The following is a 22,152-nucleotide window of genomic DNA, read 5'->3' on the forward strand; positions in this document are numbered from 1 at the left end:
CCTTCAGCTCAGATACTTTAATAATATACTCAGTGCAGAAATAACCATTACGGCAAAGGTAGTCACCATACCGCACTGACGAAAGAGTAAGGTTTCATTTTTCTGACTCACACCATAAGCATGAAGGATACGACCCACACATAACGCTACCCCCAGAATATGTACCAATAAAGGTGCACCGTTCATCGTCTCATACATCCATACCAGCAGGAGTGCAAAGGGAACATACTCTCCAAAATTACCCTGCACTCGTATCGCTCGGGCCAATAACGGATGCTCACCATCTCCGATGCCAACTTGATACTTGAGCCTCAATTTAATAACTCGGCCACTAAGGAAGACAAACAGAAAAGCCAGTAACGCCGCATAAAATGGAGTAATCATAACTCAGTCCTTGCTTAAGAATTAAACGAGCAGATTACTCTTCCTAACTAAAGAATCAACCAGTTACGAGTAGTGCAAACAAACAGCTATATGTATGTTTCTGCTGTTTCTAGAGTCTTGCCCTACCCAATCACAAAAGTACTGATTTATTGCTAACCGTCAAAAAATCCACTATAAAGGATATTAATTCCAATATGGTGGAAATCATGAATGTCGACAAATTAATTGCTTCGAAAATAAAAGCCTCCCGCAAAAGGCTGCATCTAACATTGGACGCCTTAGCTGAGCGAAGTGGTATTAGTCGCTCCATGATCTCATTGATAGAACGAGGACAGTCAAGTCCAACGGCCGCGGTCCTTAACCGATTAACGGATGCCTTAGGAATGTCCCTGCCAGAGCTATTTTCAGATCAGCTGGCGGATAACGTGGCGGCGCCACATTGCCACTCTAGCTTGGGCGAACAAAAGACTTGGAAAGATCCCGAGTCAGGCTACATACGTCGTCAATTGACACCTAGAAACGCGTTTTCCACCGTTGAGCTAACGGAAATAACTTTTCCAGCCAAGCAGCGCGTTACCTTCGACAATATGCTTAGAAACATCGAAATACATCAACAAGTATGGATGCTCGCAGGGGAAATCATTATCTCTGACGATGAGTCAAGTTGGCACCTAAAACAAGGTGACTGCTTAGTCTTTAAGCAGAAAGAGCACACAATATTTTCTAACCCTAGCGAAGTAGAAGCTCGATACTTAATTGCCCTGACTAGTTTGCCAAACACATAAGGAAGAACCCTCATGGAATACAAAGTCGTCCCTTGCACCTATGAAAAACATGCCCACAGTATTCTAGAAACATTTAACGATGCAATAGAAAATTCTACCGTGATCTACGAATACCAAAAGCTTTCATTAACCAGCATGGTCGAATGGTTTGACACTAAAAAAGCCAATGGTTACCCCATTATTGGATTGGAGTCAGTAGACGGCCAACTCCTAGGATTCGCCAGCTATAGCGCGTTTAAAATTAGGCCAGCATACAAATACTCGATCGAGCACTCCATCTATGTTCATAAAGATTTTCGGGGACATGGACTAAGTCACATTCTTCTTGAGCTCATTATTAATGCCGCGAAAGAGAATAACTACCACGCTTTAATCGGTGGCATCGACGCAGATAATCAGGCCAGCATCGCGTTGCACGAAAAGCATGGATTTAAACATGTGGGAACCTTGCCTGAGGTAGGCTATAAATTTGGTCGTTGGCTTAACCTAGCTTATTACCAACTGATTTTGCCGACTCCAAAAACACCAAGCGAAGATTAGTTTTCAGCGCCAGACATTAAGAGCGCAATAACAGCAATAACGTTGAATAAAGAGGAGTATCATGCCCGTTTTAAAGTAACTAATGGGTTCTTTTTTACTATAGGTCTCTGATTTGTTAGCCTTATTAGCGTGCTACTTGAACTCAACCATTAGCACCTTTCCATAAGGACTTAAAATGAATAAAACCGCTCGCCGATGGGTATATCGCTTTGAAAGGCGCTATGACAAACTAAAACATCGCTACAAGCGTTGGCGTGGCTACTCCCCAGTTATTGTTGAGCCTTATATGACCTATGGCACAGTTGATGAGCTATGGGTGGCGGGTAGGCTTCTAGAAGCGAAAGGCGTTGAAGGTGCTTTTGAAGACAGCAATTGGAAGAAGCTCGTTCACATGATGCGCCGCTACCAAAGCGCTGAAATCCCCTTCACAGAGATCCAGTTAACGCTCGGTGCGGACAAACGTAAGATTTACACAGATGGCAATGGCTACTTTCACTACCGCTGGCCCACCCCTGCACGCAAAGATGTTCAACAGCCTTGGACCACGCTTACTCTTCAGCCGGCCGATCCTGAGCTACCAAAAGCCAAAGAATACACGGTTGCCGAAGTCTGCATCCCCTGTAATAACGCAGAATTTGGCGTAGTCAGCGATGTTGACGACACCATCATGCACACGGGGGCGACGAACTTCCTCCGCCACACGCAAACGGTTCTGTTCAACAATGCCCACACGCGTGTGCTAATGCCAGGTACCGTTGAATTTTACAGTGCATTGCACAAAGGCGCTTCAGGCAAAGCCAACAACCCTTTCTTTTATGTCTCCAGTAGCCCTTGGAATATTTACGACCTGATAGCCGAGTTTATTCGCATCCATAACCTACCCAAAGGCCCAGTACTACTGAAAGATTTTGGTTTGCGTGAACACCGTTGGTTCAAAGATGGCCATGAGAACTATAAAACGGGTCGTATCGAATCCATCTTAAAAACGTACCCGAAACTTAAATTAGTTTTGGTAGGCGACTCAGGACAAAAAGATGTCTACGCCTATTTACAAGTTGCTAAAGACTACCCAGATCGAATCTTAGCGGTTTATATTCGAGACTTAAAACCAGACTCGCGTTCCCATAAAATGAACGCAGCCGCCTCAGAGTTCTCCGACTATAATGTGCCCTTCGCATTTATTAGAGATGCAACAGATGCTGTAGAACACGCTCAGATGCTGAACTTAGTCACCGATCAAGCAACTCAGAAAGTAAAAAACGATGCGGCCCAGGATCGGTCCGATTCCCAGAAAAATGAGCCCCCAAAGAAAACTGTATAGAAGGGCCAAAATATTCAAAGCTATAAATAGGCGCATTTGTGGCTAGGAGCAGACAAGAGATATGACTTCCTTGATCTTGATGCCATACGCCTTTGATAAAAAAAATGGCCTTTATACTCAAAGGCCATTTTATACTGACTAGACGAAGGTATTAGATAAGATTACCCCGCTCGCTTTCCTTCTTCTGGTATCGGGTCTATGTCTGAATAGCGAATCGAGTTACTTTGATCTTGGATGATATGGACGTGTTGTCGTGTCAGCTCTCTAGGCTCTGAAACGCCACACGCATGAACGATCAGACCAACGCTGTGTTTCATTTCGCTGACATAATTCGCCACGCGCTCGGCCTTTTCTTCCGGCACCAATCCTTTTTGCAGTTTCTTATCATGGGTTGTGATTCCGGTCGGGCACGTATTATGGTTGCATTTAAGCGCCTGAATACAGCCAAGGGAGAATAGAAAACCTCGTGCACTGACTACGGCATCAGCCCCCATGGCAAATGCCCAAGCCACCTTACCCGGAATGATAAGCTTACCCGTAGCAATGATTTTGATGCGCGGCCTTAAACCGTAAGAGGTCACGCGGTTGACGACACCCGGCAAACTTTCTCGAACGGTCATACCGACATAATCCATCAAGGTTTGTGGCGCCGCCCCAGTGCCGCCATCTGCACTGTCTAAGGTAATAAAATCAGGCGCGTATTCTAAGCCTCGTCGATGAATTTCACTGAACAAGTCGTCAAAAAATTGCATCTCACCCACCACCAGCTTGATGCCGGTCGGCTTGCCCGTGAGTTCTCTTACCTTGACGATCATGTCCAGCAGTTCGTCAATATTGCCGATATCGATATGACGGTTTGGACTGATTGAGTCTTCGCCCTCTTTGATATTACGCACCTCGGCGATTTCAGCGGTCACTTTCGCCCCAGGCAACATACCACCTTTGCCCGGTTTCGCGCCTTGGGACAGTTTGATCTCAATCATTTTGACTTGATCGTGCGCCGCGACTTTTTTGAGTCGATCCGTGTCCAAATGCCCTTCGCTGTCTTGTACGCCATACTTCGCTGTTCCAATCTGGAACACAATGTCACAGCCACCTTCTAGATGGTAAGGGGATAAGCCACCCTCACCCGTGTTCATCCATACTCCTGCTTTAGCCGCGCCAATAGACAAGGCTCTCACCGCAGGCTCAGACAAGGCACCAAAACTCATCCCCGAGATATTAACAATCGAATTAGTGCTGTAAGGGTGTCGGGCTGTGTGCTCACCGAAGGTAATTGCTTTAGGCTCCACAGCTTCGCTGGCCAACTTTGGAAACGCGCTACTGACGAAAAATACATCGCCTTTTTGATTAAGTGCACGCGTTGAACCAAAGCCCTGGGTGGTATCTTCGTGTTTGGCGGCACGATATACCCAAGAACGCTCCGCTCGGTCAAAAGGCAGTTCATCGCGATCAAAAGCAAAAAAGTACTGGCGAAAGAACTCGCCCAGATGCTCAAGTGTATAGCGCATCCGCCCGATCAAAGGGTAATTACGACGAATGGTGTGTTTAGTTTGACGAATGTCGATCAAATACAAGATGCTAAAGTACACAAACACCAGTAGCAGCAGCGCAAAAACAATGATCGCGCCCCAATGTATTATCCAATTTGAAATAGTAAGAATCTGGTCCATAACGGTTCCGAATAGATTTTTTTATAAACGTGTTATTAGCGAAGAAAGTTATCTTTAAGCAGATCCGTTACTTCATCCATACGACCATTCAAGATCGCTTTAATACCAAACAAGGCCGTTGAAGCGACTTGTCCGGCTTCGATTTTAGGCGGCATCACCAGCTCCATTGGGCTGACTTTCACATCCAGTAGCGCCGGTTTATCCGAGGCCAACCATTGCGCCATGGCATTGTCGATGTCCTCTGGCGATTCCACGCGCCACGAATCCAATCCCATGGCTTTGGCCACTTCAGAGAAGTCTGGATTTTGCAATTTCGTAAAGCTGTCTAACTGCCCTTCTACACGTTGCTCCATTTCCACAAAGCCCAATGTTTCGTTGTTATAGATTAGCAACTTAACCGGTGTATTTTCTTGTATTAGAGTTAGTAAATCGCCCATCAACATGGTCATGCCGCCATCACCACATAGGGCGATAACAGGACGCTCGGGATACGCTTTGGCAATCCCCATCGCTTGCGGATACGCGTTCGCCATGGTGCCGTGGGATAAGCTGGTAAGAAAACGGCGTGAGCCTTTTGCCTCCAAATGACGCAGCAACCAAACCATGGGCGAACCACCATCCGCGGTGAAGATCGCGTCGTCACCCGCTAACTCATTTAACCGGCGAGTCACCGTTTGTGGGTGAATCAACGAATGATCCGAGACCTCTTCTTTACGATAGCCGTCTAAATCTTTCTGCCACTGTTTTAATGCCTTATTCAGATGCCCTTCATCGCTGCGTTGACTCAGTTTGGGAAGCAACTGCTGGATAGTGGCTTTAACATCGCCCGTTAACCCCAAATCAATCGGACAACGTTTGCCTAGATGTGTGGTTTCAACGTTTATCTGCGCGATTTTGGCGTGGGTTGGGTAAAATTGCGTGTAGGCAAAATCGGTTCCCAAGCAGATAAGCAGATCGCAGTCTAATACGGATTCCATACCGGCTTTGTTGCCTAAGATGCCCGTCATGCCCACCTGATAAGGGTTGTTAGGTTCAATGAATTCTTTGGAGCGAGAGCTGTGCACGATAGGGGCTTTTAAGTAATTTGCTAATTCCATCAACTCTTGATTGGCGCCTTTTGCGCCAATACCAGCGTAAAGGGTAATGTTATCAGCGTCATTAATCAGCTCTACCAAGGCGTCGAGTTCAGCCGGGTTAGGATGAATAACAGGCTGTGTGCGATGCACTGACCAACGGGTATCACTGTGTACCTTTTCTTTAAACATGTCGCCGTTTACGACGACAACCGCTACGCCTTGATGCGCCAGAGCGGCTTGAGCCGCTTGGGTGACGATTCGCTGAGCTTGATCAGGGTGAGAAATGCGTTCACAAAACACTGAGCATTGCTCGTAAAGCTTGGTTTGATCGACTTCTTGGGGGAAATTAAGTCCCTCTTCTTGGCGATCAACATTGGAAGCGATGAACACCATTGGGGAACCGTTTCGATGAGATTCAAAAATGCCATTGATGAAATGCAAGCTACCTGGGCCACAGGTACCCGCACACAAGGCGAGTTCTTGGGTCATATATGCCTCGGCACCTGCGGCAAATGCCCCCACCTCTTCGTGACGAACATGCACCCAATCAATATCGGAGGTCCGAATCTTATCCGTTAAGTGATTGATGGTATCGCCGACCACGCCATAGCAGCGTTTTGCGCCAGCATCAGCCAATGTTTCAACGATCACCTCAGCAACATCTTTACTCATCTTCCTTTACTCCTTTGTTAGCCTCTTCCGACATAATGGCGTAAGCGCTGCTCGGTGTCTCAATAATGGCGACACTTTCTCTAAATATGCAAAGAAGCATGTTTGCAACACAATGTTCAAGAAAAACGCTATCGTCGCTTTCAGCATGTTTTTTCAAAGTGAGCCTCTCGATTAAACGAGCACGCTCGATTAGAATTCGCCAAAAATCTGAAGTGATTGAAATGCATCTGACTAAAAAAGAGTTCTTTGAAGCCATTAACTTAGCTAGACCGTTACTGATAATTTTTATTTGTATTGCCCATATCCCAGAGGTAAAAGGCTACATTTCCACCTCAGATCAGTGGCTAGAATTTGGCAGCTTGGTACCCGTATTCATTTTGGATTTCTTGGCACGAGGCGCGGTGCCAATTTTGACCGCTATTTCTGGCTATCTCGCCTATCACTCCTATCAGAAACGGGCCTACGCTAATCTGGTCAGAGAAAAATCTATCCGCTTATTGTGGCCATACATTGTCTGGAACTTTATCGCGATCTGCGTCTATTGGCTGGTGTTTTATAATTTTGACCATGAAATCGCCAATGTTTCTCAGATCGTTGACAACGTTAATGCCTTCTCAACGGCGCTTTTGGGGCTAAATCTCAATATGCCCATTAACGTCTCGACCTACTTTGTACGTGACCTATTTGTCATTATTTTATTCATTCCATTCATCGATATTCTAACGCGCTATTGGAGCTTAACCGCTATTGTCTTGCTGTCCGTTGTGGCTGTTTTGTGGCAAGTGCCCAGTATTGTTCTCCATATCGGAGAGTTTCGAGAAACAATTCTGTTTCGAGTGGATATGATTTTTTTCTTTATCCTAGGGTACATACTTTCTAGGAATAAAATTTTGCCAAAGAATCTCTCAACAGCATTCCTTGTACTATCGATAACGCTCATAGTAGTCGTTGGCACGCTAGTCAGTATGTGCTTATCTTACTTTGAGCCATCAGCTTCAGTCTTCAATCGTTTAAGACTGTTGATGGGCTTGTTTTTCATTGTCATGATCCCAGCGATATTTAAGCTTCTATTATTGAGCCAAAAGACCAAGATTGGCTCAGTTTTAAACTTCTTATCTCCCTACTCCTTCACGCTATTTTTATCTCATATCGTGATTACACAATTATTCCAATATGTATTCTGGAACCTACTGGGTTGGAAGGAAAACGGAAAGCTCCCCTTTCTTACTGTTTATAAGCTATATATTTAGCTATATAGGTTTTCTGGTCATGGGAGCGATCTTGATTCGCAATGGCTGGCTTTGGTTACAGTCGAAACTGATCAGGCTTAAACTTACCGCCTTGGCAAGATCAAAACCTAAGGAATTGAACAAAGCTGGATAACCATTAAGCAACTGGTGTCCTAACCTATCAATGTGCCTTCGTCAACGACACGCATCGTATCCAACTTCCACTCTCAAAAGTGAGAATCTTTAAGATTTAAGCCGTCAGAATAAACGTCGATTTTATTCAATTATTCAGCAATCTTCGCACTTATACTGCCTTTCAAACCTAACGGAGAAAAGCAATGAAAAGAGCTGATTACGTCAATTTACCCTCTACTCTACTAAAACACCTTTTTGATCAAGAAGTATTAATCAAGCAAAATGTGGAAGAGACTTTTGGTCTCACGATTTGGGAGTTAGTTAAGCTGCGCTCATCACAAATAAATCAATGTGCCTACTGTATTGCAATGCACACTAAGCAAGCACGACAGTATGGGGAAAATGATAATAGAATTATTGGATTGAGTGCATGGCGTGATATGCCCTTTTACACCGCTAAAGAATGCCTAGCGCTTGAGTTGTGTGAAAAGCTAACGCAATCTGAAGCCATTGACGATATGTTTTATGCAAAACTGACCCAAGAATTCGATGATAAGGCTTTATTGACTCTAACGATTGCTATTAATGCGATCAATAGCTGGAACAGAGTCGTCAAAATGTTTAAGCCAAATGTGGATTTCAATGACTGAAGCGCTTTCTCTCGATATAGAAACACCTCAAGGTGATGCCAGTAAGTATGTGCAGGCCATATGGCTTGCACGTAGCGCTTCGGCTGGTGAGGTATGGCTTCCAAGTGATGCGGGGACAGGAGTCACATTTTTAATAAAGGGAAGCGCCCTCGTTGACGGTGCCCCAATCAAACACGGCTATGACATTCAACGACGCTCGATACAATCAAAAAAGCTTTGTTACTCATCCGAAATGTTGCTTTTTGGGCTTCGCTTTCAACCAGCGGGATTCACTCAATTAGAATCTTTTGAACATCCTTTAACTGATCCTATAAACCTAGCTTTTGTTGCGGAAAAAGTAAGATGTTGCTCCGATTTATCAGACTTTAAAAAAATCTTAGAGCCCTTTTTTGACTTTAGCCAAACGCATGATCATATCGCCGATTTCACGCGAGCTTTTATCCAACAACTCAATGAGCACACCTCGCTTGTTGACGCCCTTGAAAAAATCCCCCTCAGTCAGCGTCAACTAGAAAGACATATCAAACATCAGTGTGGCATTACACCAAAGCATTTGGAGCGGATATACCGTGTTCGCCACGCAATGAACGCAATCAAAACAAACACAGACAGGACTCTAACTCAAATCGCTTTGGAGTGCGGTTTCTCTGACCAGTCTCATTTAGTAAGAGAATTTAACAGCATCGTTAAGATCACACCTGCTAAGTATCGAACACTTATTGCGGCGCAGAAAAACAATATAGATCCAGTGCTCGCCCGCCATTAAGTCGGAAAATCTACGAAATAGCCCCCCTTTGCCAATTTAGAGAATAGGCCCGAGCTAATAAGAAGTTAGTTCAAGTCACTTTTTAAGGCGAGTGTCCTAAGTTACTCGATCACAACTCCAATAAAAATAATTAAAAAAATTTAATTATCAAATATATCTATAAACTTGGCTCTCTGACTAGTAAATACCCATATTGCCATTTCTCTTAGTTTATCCCTTTTCAACAAGACTAAGAAAATAATTAGATCTCTAACCATACTCAACTTACTTTAGTTGCCTTCCTGCGTCGCTTTTGTAAACTTTTAATAAAGGAGGATCGTCTATGAATCAAATAAAAAAGGCAGGGACGGGGGTAATGCTGCTACCAGTTTTTGTCCCAACCGCTGTTATCACATTACTTCTAATTATTGGTACTCTAAGCAATCCTGAGCTTGCAGGCAAAGCTTTTCAGGGTGCCTTGACTTGGATAACCAACACTTTTGGCTGGTTCTACATGTTAGCAACGGCAGTGTTTCTGGTGTTTCTTGTGTGCATCGGATTCAGTCGTTGGGGTAACATACGCTTAGGAGCCGATCACGGTGATCCTGATTACAGCTTCCCAGCTTGGTTCGCCATGCTATTTTCTGCTGGTTATGGTATTGCGTTGCTATTCTTTGGCGTCGCAGAGCCAGTCCTGCATTTTTCACAACCACCTAGCGCCACGCCTGAAACCATCAATGCAGCGCGAGAAGCGATGCAAATTGCCTATTTCCATTGGGGGCTGCACATTTGGGGAATCTACGGTCTAATGGGGCTAGTGTTAGCTTACTTCACCTTCCGCCATGGCTTACCATTATCCGTCCGCTCAGCCTTGTACCCTTTAATTGGCGATCGCATCCATGGACCTATTGGTCACACGGTTGATGTGTTTGCCATATTAGGCACACTATTTGGCTTAGCGACAACGCTTGGCCTATCCGTCACACAAATAAATGCCGGTTTACACTATCTATGGAACGATATTCCAATCAGCACAACCGTTCAAATTACCGCTATTGGTTTAATCACATTAGCAGCAATCGGTTCAGTAGTGGCTGGTATGGATAAAGGGGTTAAAAACCTATCCATTTTAAATATGGGCTTAGCCGTATTCATTATGACGATTGTGTTCTTTGTGGGACCAAGCATCCATATCCTTGATGCGTTTGTTCAAAACACAGGTGCCTACCTGAGCAACATTGTTGAACGTACTTTCAACCTACAAGCTTATACTCAAAGCGATTGGATCGGTAACTGGACACTGTTTATCTTCGCATGGACGATCGCTTGGGCACCTTTTGTTGGGCTGTTTATTGCCAAAATTAGTCGAGGAAGAACAATCCGCCAGTTTATTTTCGGCGTACTTGCGGTACCGACCATCTTTACTTTTCTTTGGTTCTCGATCTTTGGGGATACGGCCCTACACTTGATCATGGAAGAAGGTAAAAGCGTACTGATTGGCGAAGTTCAGGCGGATCACTCAGTCGCCCTATTCCAATTCTATGACTTACTACCAGGCTCAACATTCTTGTCTGTTGTGACAGTTTTCTTGATCATCACCTTTTTCGTCACCTCCTCCGACTCTGGTTCATTAGTCGTTGATTCATTGGCTTCTGGTGGAGCACTGGAAACTCCGATCTGGCAACGTGTTTTTTGGGCGTCACTAGAGGGTGTCATTGCCGCCACATTACTATTAGCGGGCGGTTTGAGCGCATTACAAACCATGAGCATTCTGGCTGCCTTGCCGTTTGCCATTATTATGCTGATCGCCGCAGCAGGCTTGTGGCGAGCGCTGGTAATTGAAGGACATCGAGGCGCGGCAGTTGAAGCCGCAGCAACACCTACTCGGGCCTTTAGCAATGAAGGCAACTGGCGTAAACGTCTAAGCACTCTGTTTAAATTCCCAGGTGAAGCCAAGGTCACGCACTTTATTAAAGAAGTGGTTGAGCCCGCCATGGTAGAAGTACAAAAAGAGCTTGCAGTTCATGGCTGGAATGCCAACATCACGCGTGAAGATAATGGCGTTACATTTCAATTGGAACGTGATGACAAATTAGACTTTTATTACCAAGTCCTCGCTACAGAGCATGAGATACCTGAAGCGCACAGCGAGAATTCAAAGTACGACACTCACTGGCAGGCCGATGTCTACATTAGAAATGGCGCTCTAGGTTATGAGCTGTTTGGCTGCAGTCAAGATGAAGTTATCCGTGATCTGATTGACCAGCTAGAGCAGTATTTCAACTTTGTGGATGCCGCACCAGGACACCTTCCTTGGAATACGGTTTCAGACTAACGTGAAACAAAATGGGAGCTAAATTAGCTCCCATTTTTTACATTACCGCTAGCACTTATAACGCCACTTATAGGTGAGTATCTTTTTAATGAGTCGGATGAAGCCGCACTCATGGCCTATGTTGACCGAAACCCAATCCGCGCCATGATCATCAGATGAACATTTACGTGTTTATGTCATTTGCCGCTTCGTTAGTGCTAGATCTAAATAAGCCTTCGAACCTTGTGTTGTAGGCCTCTAAAAATGCGTTACTCAAAGTATTTTTGATAGTCTGCCAAGTACCAATCTCAGGGTTATCAAGTTGCCCAGAAAAATCCAATCTCGTTGCCACTTTGTCACTATCGCTATTGGTCAGAATACCAGCCACACCGCCACCAATAGCCTCCCAAGCCATCTGAAATGGGTTGTCGTTCTGATCCTCAACATCTTGTTCCCAGTCAAAGATATCTACATCCTTAAAAAGGGGTTTTACATAGCCACTTAAAGCTCCATCCTTCGCTTGTATTTCACTCACTAACTGACCTGTACCACCGTTAAAATCTAGACCTGCATAAGCCCTAGACAGGTCGTTGAACATAGGCAAACTTAACTCTTCACAGCGTAAGGCGACAATAAAGTCATCATCTACAAATGGATCTAACTCCGCATTAACAATCACTTTGGCATCATTTAATGCATTGGCCGTCACATCTAAGGTAGCCACCCTACCGTTGCCTTGATCGACGTTCGTTAAATTATTCAGCGTTGCTTCGATATTGTTAATTTGAATGTTAACAGGTGGTGTTGATTGAAAGTTGCGAAAAGCAATCGTGCCACCATGAACCTCTACTTTATTAATAACGATAGGCGTTAGGTCATTGACCGCTTTGCGCCAATCAGCACCTTGGCCAGATTGGCTTTGCTGCTTGGACTCACCATCAACAAAATTAACCTCTGGCTCATTAAAGACAAAATCAGCAACCACAGCACCTTTAAATAACGCGCTCCAGCTCAACGAGATATCGACTTTATCCACCCTTACAAAAGGAACCTGCTTCGTACCATCGACCTTTACAATGGATAGCTCATGAAGCTGGTATGCCCCTCTGTATAATTGCAGTGAAACATGATCAATATGCCCCTTGTAGCCTTCCATATTCTCAAGCCGTTTATTCAAAAACTTGGTCAACCAGTAAGGTAATGTCAGGTGAATCATCAGCAAAACTAGAGCAATAACACCAACCCAAATCAGGGTTCCATTTATTCTTCGCTTAGTCATAAAAATCCCTCTTTTGCCACAACATTAGATGGATCGGGTGTATCCAAGCAACTAAGAAGGCTAAAACCCTCAATTAAGATGCATTATTTGCACATAACGGAGTCAATCAACTTCCAATTTTCGAGTGGGCAGATCAGAGCTAATACTGGACCAAAAACCATGACTGTATATTTATACAGATATGATTTAAACTTACCCAAACACCTCAAGGATAGAGGATTTGAGTATGCCAAAACCCAGAAAGCAACTGATCAGCATTGCTGATACCCCCTACTACCACTGCGTTTCCCGATGTGTACGCAGAGCCTTTTTATGTGGTGAAGACCCAGTTACAGGCCAAAGCTATGAGCATCGAAGGGATTGGGTCGAGAAACGATTGCTATTTCTAAGCCGTATCTTTGCCATCAAGGTCTGCGCTTACGCCGTAATGAGTAACCACACTCACCTAGTGTTGTTTATCGACCATGAAACCGTTGAAAGCTGGACAACCGAAGAAGTCTTAACCCGCTGGCACGCCATCCATAAAGGCACCATGATCACCCAGCAATATATGTTGCAAGGCCAAGTGCCCGACTACTTACAGCCATTACTGGATGCAACCGTTGAAACCTACCGACAGAGGCTAATGGATATCAGCTGGTTTCTGAGAGAATTGAATGAAAACATCGCAAGGCAAGCGAATTTCGAAGATTGCTGTACAGGTAGATTTTGGGAGGGACGCTTTAAATCCCAAGCATTGCTAGATGAGGCAGCGCTAATGGCCTGTATGGCATACGTTGATCTAAACCCAGTCCGCGCTATGATGGCAGACACACCCGAAATGTCAGATTACACCAGCATCAAAAAACGCATTCATAACGCAAAGCAAAACCAACAACCAAAAGTACTGCATCCGTTTGTTAGTAACCCACGAGCAGAACAACCCAAAGGCTTACCCTTTAAACTCGAAGATTATCTTGAACTTGTCGATCTGACTGGTCGAATTGTGCGACAAGATAAACGCGGCAGTATCGACCTATCCTTTGCACCGATACTGCAACGCCTCAACATCCCATCGGAAAACTGGCTCACCATCGCCACACAGTTTGAACAAGTTACACATTGCGCCGTTGGCACCGAAACCATCCTATCTAACTACTATCAAAATGCAGGCTACAAACGAAGGCCCAAGATCAGCAAAGCGAAACAGCTACTCGCCTAACTCCACTCCATTCTCTCCTTTCTATATTGCTTTCCTTGCAGGGTAATCACTCGCCTTTAATTCGTTAAAATCTACGAAATAACCCCCTTAAGTGTCAATTCAGACGTAAAAAAGCCAGTTTCGACTGAATCTGGCTAGGCGTTTGGCACTGGTTAGAATTGAAGTAACAGTCACTTTTTATGGTGGGTGTCTTGATTAACTTAAGGTGGGTGTCTTATTTAAACTTGTTTCGACTGAAACTGGCTGCTTGTTTGGTGCTGGTAAGAATTGAAGTGCCAATCACTTTTTAAGGTGGGTGTCTTGATTAAACAAGGGTGGGTGTCTCAATTAACTTTTACTGAATCTGGCTAGGCGTTTGGCACTGGTTAGAATTGAAGTAAGAGTCACTTTTTAAGGTGGGTGTCCTAATAACTTACTAATAACTTACTCGCCTAACTCCCTCCATTCTCTCCTTTCTATATTGCTTTCCTTGCAGGGTAATCACTCGCCTTTAATTCGTTAAAATCTACGAAATACCCCCCCTTAAGTGTCAATTCAGACGTAAAAAAGCCAGTTTCGACCGAATCTGGCTAGGCGTTTGGCACTGGTTAGAATTGAAGTAACAGTCACTTTTTAAGGTAGGTGTCTCAATTAATCGAGGAACTGATTAAAACTGAGCTGCGAGTCACTTTTTTAGGTGGGTATCTTAATAACCTATAAATTAACTCTTTTCTTATTATTTCCTATTTTCATAGCCTTTAATTTTTAGATTCCTGCACTATTAAAAAATAAAATCTTTGGAGAACAACTTTGAAACTTAATAATTTAGAATTACATGAATTTTTATCTAGTAAAAATATAACCCATTTTTTTCACGCTAACACAGTTGCTACTAGCTCTTTTTTTATTAAAGCTGGCGGATTATTGTCACGAGGTGATGTAGAAAAAATGGGGGGTAAGCAGACCGAACAAAGCTCTGATGACCTAGACAAGAATTTTGACGTCTGGTTCGACATTTTTCTTGATACAACTGATCTTCACAGTTTCTTTTCTAGACAGAATCACTATGGACCTGTTTTATTTAAAATCAATATAGACTTTCTGCTTGATTCTGACCTAGATGTGTATGTCACAAAAAACAATCCTATCTATTGGTCTAATAGCATGAAAGAGGAAGATAGATATTTTATAGATGTACAAGAACTTAGTGACAGCTGGGCTACCAGAAAGCGCCAAAGGATGATGTTTACTATAAGAAAACCAGGAGGTCCAATTCTATTTAACTCTGTAGAAGAGGTTATTATTGAAAATCCAAAAGTTCTGATAGGTGAAGAAAAAATAGACCCTCTTCATGAAGGCATTAAAATTCTAACAGCCTCTGGTCTTAATCGATACAGCATTAGAGATTGTTATAACTGCTTTTGTGAGAGCAACTACTTGAATCAGGTTACAGTGGAATCTATAGCCGACAAGTTTCTTGAAATAAACCACACCTTCTAGTTAGAGATGTATATGTACGATAATGAAGTAACTGAATTCGCTCAAGAACAAGAAAACCAAATATCCAAGCTTGAATACCGCTTTCATCAGCATAATGATGGCAGGTCGGATAACCGTAATGATTTAATGAGAGACTATGCTAGAGTTCTCTATTCTTCTTCATTTAGAAGATTGCAAGGAAAAATGCAGTTACTAGGCGTAGATGCAAATAAGTTTAATCGAAATCGATTAACTCATAGCTTGGAAGTCGCTCAAATCGCCCGCTCAATTGCTTTTGATTTAGGTTTAAAACATACCGTAGTAGCGGAAACAGCTTCATTAGCTCATGACATCGGAAACCCTCCGTTTGGCCATTATGGCGAGGTTGTTTTGAATGAGCTAAGCAATGGTTGTGGTGGTTTCGAAGAGAATGCGCAGGCATTTCGAATTTTACACACATTAGAGAAGAAAAGTCAGTCGTACTCAGGCTTAAATTTAAATATCCGCACACTCATGTCTGTAACCAAATACTTTTACAACAGGCAGCAGAACAATAAAAAGTTCCTATATGATTCTGATTACAAATTCCTAGAACAAGAACTTGAAAGACACAGCATTGATATTAAAAAAAGTATTGATGCCCAAATTATGGACCTTTCCGACGAGATTGCATATGCAGCTCACGATCTAGAGGATGCCTTAAGTTTTGGAATGATTAGCTTAGGCGAAATCGTCTATGAGTTCAGTATTAGTGATAAATTTAAGGATGCATACCAAACAATGTCTGATATTGCTAAAGAAGCTCAAACAGAAGCAATGCAATCTCACATTAGCTCAACTTCTGAAGAATACGCGATAGTACTTAAGAAGGAGCTTACTTCTCGAATAGTAAATATTTTATGCTCAGACATTGGCTTAGTTGACGGTCAACTCGGGTATAGAAATCACTCTAAGTTAGCTGAGGGGTTAAAAAAGCTTCTTTTCAAAGCAATTCTTAGAAAAAAAGACATTCAACTTTATGAGCGTCGAGGAGAACAAATCATACGAGGTCTTTTTGAAGTTTATTCTGACGAAAAATATAATAAAGATAATGTTTTACTACCACCAGAGCTAAGATCACTAAACGACTGCAAAACTAGGTTAGTTACAGATTATATATCAGGTATGATGGACTCATACGCTGCACAGGAATATGAGAAGTTCTTTGGTAAAGGAAGCGCAGAAAAACTCTACTTTAAGTAGTAAAGCGTAAAAAAACCCGCTACCTTTCAGCAGCGGGCCTTTCTAACTCTATCCAACCAAAAGCCAATCAGCCTTCAATCAGGATACGCAACATACGACGTAGTGGCTCTGCTGCACCCCATAGTAGTTGGTCGCCCACTGAGAAAGCGCTGATGTATTCAGGGCCCATGTTCAGTTTACGGATACGACCTACTGGGATGTTTAGTGTACCAGTAGTCACTGTAGGAGTTAGTTGCTCCATAGTGGCTTGTTTGTCGTTAGGTACAACGTTTACCCATTGGTTGTGCTCAGCCAGCAAGCCTTCGATGTCCGCTACTGGGATATCTTTGTTTAGCTTGATTGTGTACGCCTGGCTGTGACAACGCATCGCACCGATACGTACACATAGGCCGTCCACTGGGATTGGTTTGCCGTCGATGCCTAGGATCTTGTTACATTCAGCTTGTGCTTTCCACTCTTCACGGCTTTGGCCGTTATCAAGTTGGCTGTCGATGTAAGGAATCAAAGAGCCTGCTAGTGGTACACCGAATTGGTCTGTCGGAAGTGTACCAGAGCGCATTTTCTCTGCCACTTTACGGTCGATGTCTAGGATCGCACTCGCTGGGTCAGCTAGCTCAGACGCTACTTCTGCGTTTAGCAAACCGAATTGGTTTAGTAGCTCGCGCATGTGACGTGCACCGCCACCTGATGCCGCTTGGTATGTCATAGATGACATCCACTCGATGTGGCCTTTCTCGAACAGGCCACCAAGCGCTAGAAGCATCAATGAAACAGTACAGTTACCGCCCACATAGGTTTTCACGCCATCTTTTAGACCTTGCTTGATCACGTGTTGGTTAACTGGATCTAGGACGATGATGGCGTCTTTTTCCATACGAAGAGAAGACGCCGCGTCGATCCAGTAACCATTCCAACCAGCATTACGCAACTGTGGGTAAATCGCCTTGGTGTAATCGCCACCTTGACACGTAATAATGATGTCCATTTTTTTCAACGCTTCGATATCGTTCGCGTCTTGTAGAAGTGGTACATCTTTACCAATATTTGGGCCAGCTTGGCCTGTTTGGGACGTAGAGAAGAACACTGGATCGATATGATCGAAATCGTTCTCTTCACGCATACGTTGCATCAGCACAGAACCAACCATTCCGCGCCAGCCGACTAAACCTACAGTTTGTTTTGACATGGTTTTTTACCTTTTTTAGTGTGGGCCTACTCATACCAAGAGCAGTATCCCGAGTTAATGCTTAATTATTATGAATTAAGCGTTCAATGCAGCCAGTACAGCATCACCCATTTGTGAAGTACTAACTGTTTCGCTTCCCTTTGAAGCGATATCTGCTGTACGCAGACCTTGGTCAAGCACTGTGCTTACCGCGGCTTCGATCGCATCCGCTGCGTCTTTTGCGTCGAGCGAGTAGCGCAACATCATAGCAACAGAAAGGATCGTCGCCAATGGGTTTGCAATGCCTTTACCAGCAATATCTGGTGCCGAACCATGACATGGCTCGTACATACCACGACCTTCCGCATTTAGAGAAGCAGAAGGTAGCATACCGATAGAGCCTGTCAACATGGCTGCCGCATCTGACAAAATATCACCGAACATATTGCCAGTGACCATGACGTCAAATTGCTTCGGCGCGCGCACAAGTTGCATCGCTGCGTTGTCCACTAGCATGTGTGACAATTCAACATCTGGGTACTCTTTCGCTACTTCTTCCATGACTTCTTTCCATAGAACGGTCACTTCTAGTACGTTAGATTTGTCGATAGAACACACGCGTTTGCCACGCTGGCGTGCTGCTTCAAAGGCAGAACGGGCGATACGGCGGATTTCAGACTCGCTGTAAACATACGTGTTGAAACCTTCGCGCTCACCATTTTCAAGGGTACGGATACCACGTGGTTGACCGAAGTAAATACCGCCGGTCAATTCGCGCACGATAAGGATGTCTAAACCGGCAACGATTTCTGGCTTCAAGCTTGAAGCGTCTGCTAGTTGAGGGTAAAGAATCGCTGGTCGCAAATTGGCAAATAGCTCTAGGTTAGAACGTAGACCTAGTAGACCTTTCTCTGGGCGAACAGACATATCTAGGCCATCCCACTTAGGACCACCAACGGCACCTAGCAGGATTGCATCAGCAGCCTTTGCTTTCGTTAGTGTCACTTCTGGCAGTGGCGAACCTGTTTCATCGTAAGCAGAACCACCCACTAGGGCGTGCTCGTGTTCGATGTCTAGGTTGAATTTAGCGTTAACTGCGTCAAGTACGCGCACCGCTTGTTCTACGATCTCTGGGCCAATGCCGTCACCCGGCAATACTAATACTTTCTTAGACATGTTCTTTCCTTACAATGAGCGCGCTTCGAATAACCAAGGCGCTGTTTTCATTCGTTGTTCTTCGTAAGCGTTGATCGCATCAGACTCTTGTAGTGTCAAACCGATGTCGTCTAGGCCGTTTAGTAGGCAGTGCTTACGGAAAGCATCCACTTCGAAGCTGAATTCTGCGCCCGATGGCGAGATGACTTTTTGTGCTTCTAAGTCGATGGTTAATTCGTAACCTTCGTTTGCTGCCACTTCTTTAAATAGCTGATCCACTTCTTCTTCTGTCAAAACAATCGGTAGTAGACCGTTTTTGAAACAGTTATTGTAGAAGATGTCGGCAAAGCTTGGTGCGATGACAGAACGAAAACCGTAATCGTCTAGGGCCCAAGGTGCGTGTTCACGGCTTGAACCACAGCCGAAGTTTTTACGCGCCAACAAGATGCTGCTATCTTGGTAACGGTCTTGGTTTAGCACGAAATCTTTACGTAGTGGACGACCTGTGCACTCTTGGTCTGGTTGACCTTCATCTTCGTAACGCAATTCGTCAAAAAGGTTTTTACCAAAGCCAGTACGCTTGATGGATTTCAAGAACTGTTTTGGGATGATCATGTCGGTATCAACGTTGGCCAAGTCTAATGGCGCTGCGATACCTGTGTGTTTTGTAAATGGACGCATCGCTAACTCCTACTGTTTAACCAATTCGTTTACGTCAACAAAGTGACCGGCAATCGCTGCGGCAGCGGCCATCGCTGGGCTCACCAAGTGCGTACGACCGCCAAAGCCTTGGCGACCTTCAAAGTTACGGTTAGACGTTGATGCACAGTGCTCGCCTTGACCTAATTTGTCGGCGTTCATGGCTAGACACATTGAACAGCCTGGCTCGCGCCATTCAAGACCCGCTTCGGTGAAGATTTTATCCAAACCTTCTTCTTCCGCTTGCGCTTTAACCAAACCAGAACCTGGTACCACGATCGCTTGTTTCAAGGTAGACGCCACTTTGCGGCCTTTTACCACTTCTGCCGCAGCACGTAGGTCTTCGATACGAGAGTTGGTACAAGAGCCGATAAATACGCGGTCTAGGGTAATGTCAGCCAGGGTCTTCTTGCCTTCTAGGCCCATGTATTTCCATGCACGAGCGTAACCTTCGCGCGTCACAGGATCCGTTTGATCTTCTGGACGTGGGATGTCTTGGTCGATGGCAATCACCATCTCAGGCGACGTACCCCAAGTTACTTGTGGTTTGATGTCCGCACCATTTAGCACTACCACTTCGTCAAACTGTGCGTCTGCATCAGAAACAAGGTCGGACCATGCTTCGACCGCCATGTTCCAGTGATCACCTTTTGGTGCGTAAGGACGGTTGGCAACGTAATCAATCGTTGTTTGGTCAACCGCAATCAAGCCCACGCGAGCGCCCGCTTCGATGGCCATGTTACACACGGTCATACGACCTTCCATTGACAAAGACTGGATCGCTTCACCGCCGAATTCGATCGCAAAGCCTGTACCGCCCGCTGTACCGATTTTACCGATGATCGCTAGTACCACGTCTTTTGCCGTCACGTATGGCGACAATTGGCCGTCTACGCGCACCAACATGTTTTTCATTTTCTTCTGAACTAGACACTGGGTTGCTAGCACGTGTTCTACTTCAGAGGTACCGATACCGTGTGCTAAGGCACCGAAAGCACCGTGTGTAGACGTGTGCGAGTCACCACAAACGACGGTCATACCAGGTAGTGTTGCGCCCTGCTCCGGCCCAACAACGTGTACGATACCTTGGCGGATGTCGGTCATTTTGAATTCTGTGATGCCGAATTCGTCACAGTTATCGTCCAATGTCGTGACTTGGATTTTCGATACTGGATCGGCGATGCCGTTCACGCCACTCTTACGCTCTTCAACCGTGGTTGGAACGTTGTGGTCAGGTGTCGCAAGGCTTGAAGTCAAACGCCATGGCTTACGGCCGTGCATACGCAGGCCCTCAAACGCCTGTGGTGACGTTACTTCGTGTAGTAGTTGTAGATCGATGTAGATTAAGGCACTACCATCGTCACGTTGTTGAACAAGGTGGCTATCCCACAACTTGTCATAAAGAGTTTTACCTGCCATTGCTTTCTCTCCTACATAAGCATTGCTTTATAGTACTGGCTGAACTTAAATTACTCCAATTCATATTTTTCATGTTTTGGATAATTTTTTGGAATGATGGATATTTTAGAGCTATTAACCTTTATTAGAGTCGCCGAAACACAGTCGTTTTCCGATGCGGCAGACGCCTTATTCATCACACAACCGGCTGTCAGCAAGCGCATTGCTGCCCTTGAGTCACATCTAAATGTCAAACTGTTCGACCGCGTTGGTCGTAAAGTTCATTTGACCGAGGCTGGCCAGCGCTTATTACCTAAGGCTAAGCGCCTTTCCGAGGATTTGAACGATATCAAACGCAGCATGTCTTTGCAGATGGAAGATGTCTCTGGCGAATTACTCATTGCGACAAGTCATCATATTGGCTTACACCGACTGCCGAAAACCTTAAAAGCGTTTCAATTAGAGTACCCGCAAGCGGAAATTAAGATCGATTTTACCCAATCAGAAGACGCCCATCGACAGGTTTTAAAAGGCGAAGCGGAAATCGGCATCATCACCCTGTCGGCGCAATCCGAAAATATGCTCCACGCGATTCCGATTTGGTCTGATCCATTGCAGTGTGTGGTGAGCCTTGATCACCCTTTGGCACAGATGAAAGAAGTCGACGTGGTGGAGCTGTCAAAATACCCTTGCGTGTTACCCCATGAAAACACCTTTACTCGACAAATCGCGGAAAAAGTCTTTGCTGTTAACGGTGTGCGTCCGCAGGTAAAAATGAACACCAATAACTTAGATACCTTAGCCATGCTGGTAAGTATTGGTTGGGGCTGGTCATTGATTCCGTCTACCGTGGTGAATGATCAATTGGCGGTGGTGAATTTACCCGCTTTGAACGTAGAACGTAAATTAGGCGTTATTCATCATAAACAACGCACTTTGAGCCGCGCGGCGACGGCATTTATTGAGCTGTTACAAGAAATGGTTTAAACCGCATAGCAGGCAAGAGCCTACATCGGCTCTTGCCTGCTGAG

The 22,152-nt window shown here is 44.6% G+C and carries 20 protein-coding genes; 11 read left to right on the forward strand and 9 right to left on the reverse strand.

The window, feature by feature from the left end; all coding sequences use genetic code 11:
* Nucleotides 1-3: 3 nt before the first annotated feature.
* Nucleotides 4-384, reverse strand: coding sequence for an MAPEG family protein (locus tag ASC49_RS06835; RefSeq protein WP_055462482.1), 381 nt, complete (start codon nt 382-384; stop codon nt 4-6).
* A 206-nt stretch (nt 385-590) separates the two neighbouring features.
* Between ASC49_RS06835 and ASC49_RS06840 the strand changes: the two genes are divergently transcribed.
* The 3 genes from ASC49_RS06840 to ASC49_RS06850 all read left to right on the forward strand — a co-directional run bounded on the left by ASC49_RS06840 (nt 591) and on the right by ASC49_RS06850 (nt 3,030).
* A complete protein-coding gene (locus ASC49_RS06840) occupies nt 591-1,169 on the forward strand; it encodes a helix-turn-helix domain-containing protein (protein ID WP_055462539.1) in 579 nt (192 codons plus the stop codon).
* 12 nt (nt 1,170-1,181) lie between these two features.
* Nucleotides 1,182-1,709 (forward strand): GNAT family N-acetyltransferase, encoded by a 528-nt coding sequence (locus ASC49_RS06845; protein WP_055462483.1) that lies wholly within the window; start codon nt 1,182-1,184, stop codon nt 1,707-1,709.
* Nucleotides 1,710-1,884: 175 nt separating this feature from the next.
* Nucleotides 1,885-3,030 (forward strand): App1 family protein, encoded by a 1,146-nt coding sequence (locus ASC49_RS06850; RefSeq protein ID WP_055462484.1) that lies wholly within the window; start codon nt 1,885-1,887, stop codon nt 3,028-3,030.
* A 161-nt stretch (nt 3,031-3,191) separates the two neighbouring features.
* On the opposite strand, the gene ASC49_RS06855 is transcribed toward ASC49_RS06850, so the two are convergent.
* The 3 genes from ASC49_RS06855 to ASC49_RS19875 are packed head-to-tail and all read right to left on the reverse strand — an operon-like array spanning nt 3,192 to nt 6,608.
* Nucleotides 3,192-4,703 (reverse strand): FMN-binding glutamate synthase family protein, encoded by a 1,512-nt coding sequence (locus ASC49_RS06855; RefSeq protein WP_055462485.1) that lies wholly within the window; start codon nt 4,701-4,703, stop codon nt 3,192-3,194.
* Nucleotides 4,704-4,738: 35 nt separating this feature from the next.
* Nucleotides 4,739-6,451: a thiamine pyrophosphate-dependent enzyme gene (locus tag ASC49_RS06860; RefSeq protein ID WP_055462486.1), complete on the reverse strand. Its 1,713-nt coding sequence runs from the start codon at nt 6,449-6,451 to the stop codon at nt 4,739-4,741.
* Complete coding sequence (locus ASC49_RS19875) at nt 6,444-6,608, reverse strand: hypothetical protein (protein WP_162265202.1); 165 nt, start codon at nt 6,606-6,608, stop codon at nt 6,444-6,446. Before ASC49_RS19875 ends, ASC49_RS06860 begins: the two co-directional genes overlap by 8 nt.
* 64 nt (nt 6,609-6,672) lie before the next feature.
* Here ASC49_RS19875 and ASC49_RS06865 point away from each other — a divergent pair, with 64 nt between their 5' ends.
* From ASC49_RS06865 to ASC49_RS06880, 4 genes are all read left to right on the forward strand, one after another.
* Complete coding sequence (locus ASC49_RS06865) at nt 6,673-7,701, forward strand: acyltransferase family protein (protein WP_162265203.1); 1,029 nt, start codon at nt 6,673-6,675, stop codon at nt 7,699-7,701.
* A 317-nt stretch (nt 7,702-8,018) separates the two neighbouring features.
* On the forward strand, nt 8,019-8,465 hold the full coding sequence (locus ASC49_RS06870; RefSeq protein WP_055462488.1) for a carboxymuconolactone decarboxylase family protein: 447 nt from the start codon (nt 8,019-8,021) through the stop codon (nt 8,463-8,465).
* Entirely contained in the window at nt 8,458-9,231 is a 774-nt protein-coding gene (locus ASC49_RS06875) for a helix-turn-helix domain-containing protein (protein ID WP_055462489.1), read from the forward strand. Before ASC49_RS06870 ends, ASC49_RS06875 begins: the two co-directional genes overlap by 8 nt.
* A gap of 322 nt (nt 9,232-9,553) precedes the next feature.
* Complete coding sequence (locus tag ASC49_RS06880; RefSeq protein WP_055462490.1) at nt 9,554-11,545, forward strand: BCCT family transporter; 1,992 nt, start codon at nt 9,554-9,556, stop codon at nt 11,543-11,545.
* 163 nt (nt 11,546-11,708) lie between these two features.
* Here the strand turns inward: ASC49_RS06880 and ASC49_RS06885 are convergent, their stop codons facing one another.
* A complete protein-coding gene (locus ASC49_RS06885; protein WP_055462491.1) occupies nt 11,709-12,803 on the reverse strand; it encodes a DUF748 domain-containing protein in 1,095 nt (364 codons plus the stop codon).
* Nucleotides 12,804-13,029: 226 nt separating this feature from the next.
* On the opposite strand from ASC49_RS06885, the gene ASC49_RS06890 reads away from it, so the two are divergent.
* The 3 genes from ASC49_RS06890 to ASC49_RS06900 all read left to right on the forward strand — a co-directional run bounded on the left by ASC49_RS06890 (nt 13,030) and on the right by ASC49_RS06900 (nt 16,704).
* Nucleotides 13,030-14,004: a hypothetical protein gene (locus ASC49_RS06890; protein ID WP_055462492.1), complete on the forward strand. Its 975-nt coding sequence runs from the start codon at nt 13,030-13,032 to the stop codon at nt 14,002-14,004.
* A gap of 789 nt (nt 14,005-14,793) precedes the next feature.
* Nucleotides 14,794-15,483: a hypothetical protein gene (locus ASC49_RS06895; protein WP_055462493.1), complete on the forward strand. Its 690-nt coding sequence runs from the start codon at nt 14,794-14,796 to the stop codon at nt 15,481-15,483.
* A 12-nt stretch (nt 15,484-15,495) separates the two neighbouring features.
* Nucleotides 15,496-16,704 (forward strand): deoxyguanosinetriphosphate triphosphohydrolase family protein, encoded by a 1,209-nt coding sequence (locus ASC49_RS06900; protein WP_055462494.1) that lies wholly within the window; start codon nt 15,496-15,498, stop codon nt 16,702-16,704.
* Between the two features lie 67 nt (nt 16,705-16,771).
* Here ASC49_RS06900 and asd read toward each other — a convergent pair whose 3' ends face one another.
* The 4 genes from asd to leuC form a co-directional block, all read right to left on the reverse strand.
* Nucleotides 16,772-17,890, reverse strand: a complete 1,119-nt coding sequence (gene asd / locus ASC49_RS06905) for an aspartate-semialdehyde dehydrogenase (RefSeq protein ID WP_055462495.1) — start codon at nt 17,888-17,890, stop codon at nt 16,772-16,774.
* 75 nt (nt 17,891-17,965) lie between these two features.
* Nucleotides 17,966-19,045 carry a 3-isopropylmalate dehydrogenase gene (gene leuB, locus ASC49_RS06910; RefSeq protein WP_055462496.1) on the reverse strand — a complete coding sequence of 360 codons (1,080 nt, stop codon included), beginning with the start codon at nt 19,043-19,045 and terminating at the stop codon, nt 17,966-17,968.
* Nucleotides 19,046-19,054: 9 nt separating this feature from the next.
* A complete protein-coding gene (gene leuD, locus ASC49_RS06915) occupies nt 19,055-19,705 on the reverse strand; it encodes a 3-isopropylmalate dehydratase small subunit (RefSeq protein ID WP_055462497.1) in 651 nt (216 codons plus the stop codon).
* A gap of 9 nt (nt 19,706-19,714) precedes the next feature.
* The gene (gene leuC / locus ASC49_RS06920; RefSeq protein WP_055462498.1) at nt 19,715-21,142 is read right to left on the reverse strand and encodes a 3-isopropylmalate dehydratase large subunit; all 1,428 of its coding nucleotides are present in this window, start codon (nt 21,140-21,142) and stop codon (nt 19,715-19,717) included.
* Nucleotides 21,143-21,235: 93 nt separating this feature from the next.
* On the opposite strand from leuC, the gene ASC49_RS06925 reads away from it, so the two are divergent.
* Nucleotides 21,236-22,108, forward strand: coding sequence for a LysR family transcriptional regulator (locus tag ASC49_RS06925; protein ID WP_055462499.1), 873 nt, complete (start codon nt 21,236-21,238; stop codon nt 22,106-22,108).
* Nucleotides 22,109-22,152 lie beyond the last annotated feature (44 nt).

It is taken from the genome of Marinomonas fungiae, assembly GCF_001418205.1.
GTDB classification, from domain to species: domain Bacteria; phylum Pseudomonadota; class Gammaproteobacteria; order Pseudomonadales; family Marinomonadaceae; genus Marinomonas; species Marinomonas fungiae.

Excerpts from the sequence above, each read along its gene's own strand:
- ASC49_RS06835 (WP_055462482.1), bottom strand. The coding sequence starts at position 384 with ATGATTACTCCATTTTATGCGGCGTTACTGGCTTTTCTGTTTGTCTTC.
- ASC49_RS06840 (WP_055462539.1), top strand. The coding sequence starts at position 591 with ATGAATGTCGACAAATTAATTGCTTCGAAAATAAAAGCCTCCCGCAAA.
- ASC49_RS06845 (WP_055462483.1), top strand. The coding sequence starts at position 1,182 with ATGGAATACAAAGTCGTCCCTTGCACCTATGAAAAACATGCCCACAGT.
- ASC49_RS06850 (WP_055462484.1), top strand. The coding sequence starts at position 1,885 with ATGAATAAAACCGCTCGCCGATGGGTATATCGCTTTGAAAGGCGCTAT.
- ASC49_RS06855 (WP_055462485.1), bottom strand. The coding sequence starts at position 4,703 with ATGGACCAGATTCTTACTATTTCAAATTGGATAATACATTGGGGCGCG.
- ASC49_RS06860 (WP_055462486.1), bottom strand. The coding sequence starts at position 6,451 with ATGAGTAAAGATGTTGCTGAGGTGATCGTTGAAACATTGGCTGATGCT.
- ASC49_RS06865 (WP_162265203.1), top strand. The coding sequence starts at position 6,673 with ATGCATCTGACTAAAAAAGAGTTCTTTGAAGCCATTAACTTAGCTAGA.
- ASC49_RS06870 (WP_055462488.1), top strand. The coding sequence starts at position 8,019 with ATGAAAAGAGCTGATTACGTCAATTTACCCTCTACTCTACTAAAACAC.
- ASC49_RS06875 (WP_055462489.1), top strand. The coding sequence starts at position 8,458 with ATGACTGAAGCGCTTTCTCTCGATATAGAAACACCTCAAGGTGATGCC.
- ASC49_RS06880 (WP_055462490.1), top strand. The coding sequence starts at position 9,554 with ATGAATCAAATAAAAAAGGCAGGGACGGGGGTAATGCTGCTACCAGTT.
- ASC49_RS06885 (WP_055462491.1), bottom strand. The coding sequence starts at position 12,803 with ATGACTAAGCGAAGAATAAATGGAACCCTGATTTGGGTTGGTGTTATT.
- ASC49_RS06890 (WP_055462492.1), top strand. The coding sequence starts at position 13,030 with ATGCCAAAACCCAGAAAGCAACTGATCAGCATTGCTGATACCCCCTAC.
- ASC49_RS06900 (WP_055462494.1), top strand. The coding sequence starts at position 15,496 with ATGTACGATAATGAAGTAACTGAATTCGCTCAAGAACAAGAAAACCAA.
- asd (WP_055462495.1), bottom strand. The coding sequence starts at position 17,890 with ATGTCAAAACAAACTGTAGGTTTAGTCGGCTGGCGCGGAATGGTTGGT.
- leuB (WP_055462496.1), bottom strand. The coding sequence starts at position 19,045 with ATGTCTAAGAAAGTATTAGTATTGCCGGGTGACGGCATTGGCCCAGAG.
- leuD (WP_055462497.1), bottom strand. The coding sequence starts at position 19,705 with ATGCGTCCATTTACAAAACACACAGGTATCGCAGCGCCATTAGACTTG.
- leuC (WP_055462498.1), bottom strand. The coding sequence starts at position 21,142 with ATGGCAGGTAAAACTCTTTATGACAAGTTGTGGGATAGCCACCTTGTT.
- ASC49_RS06925 (WP_055462499.1), top strand. The coding sequence starts at position 21,236 with ATGATGGATATTTTAGAGCTATTAACCTTTATTAGAGTCGCCGAAACA.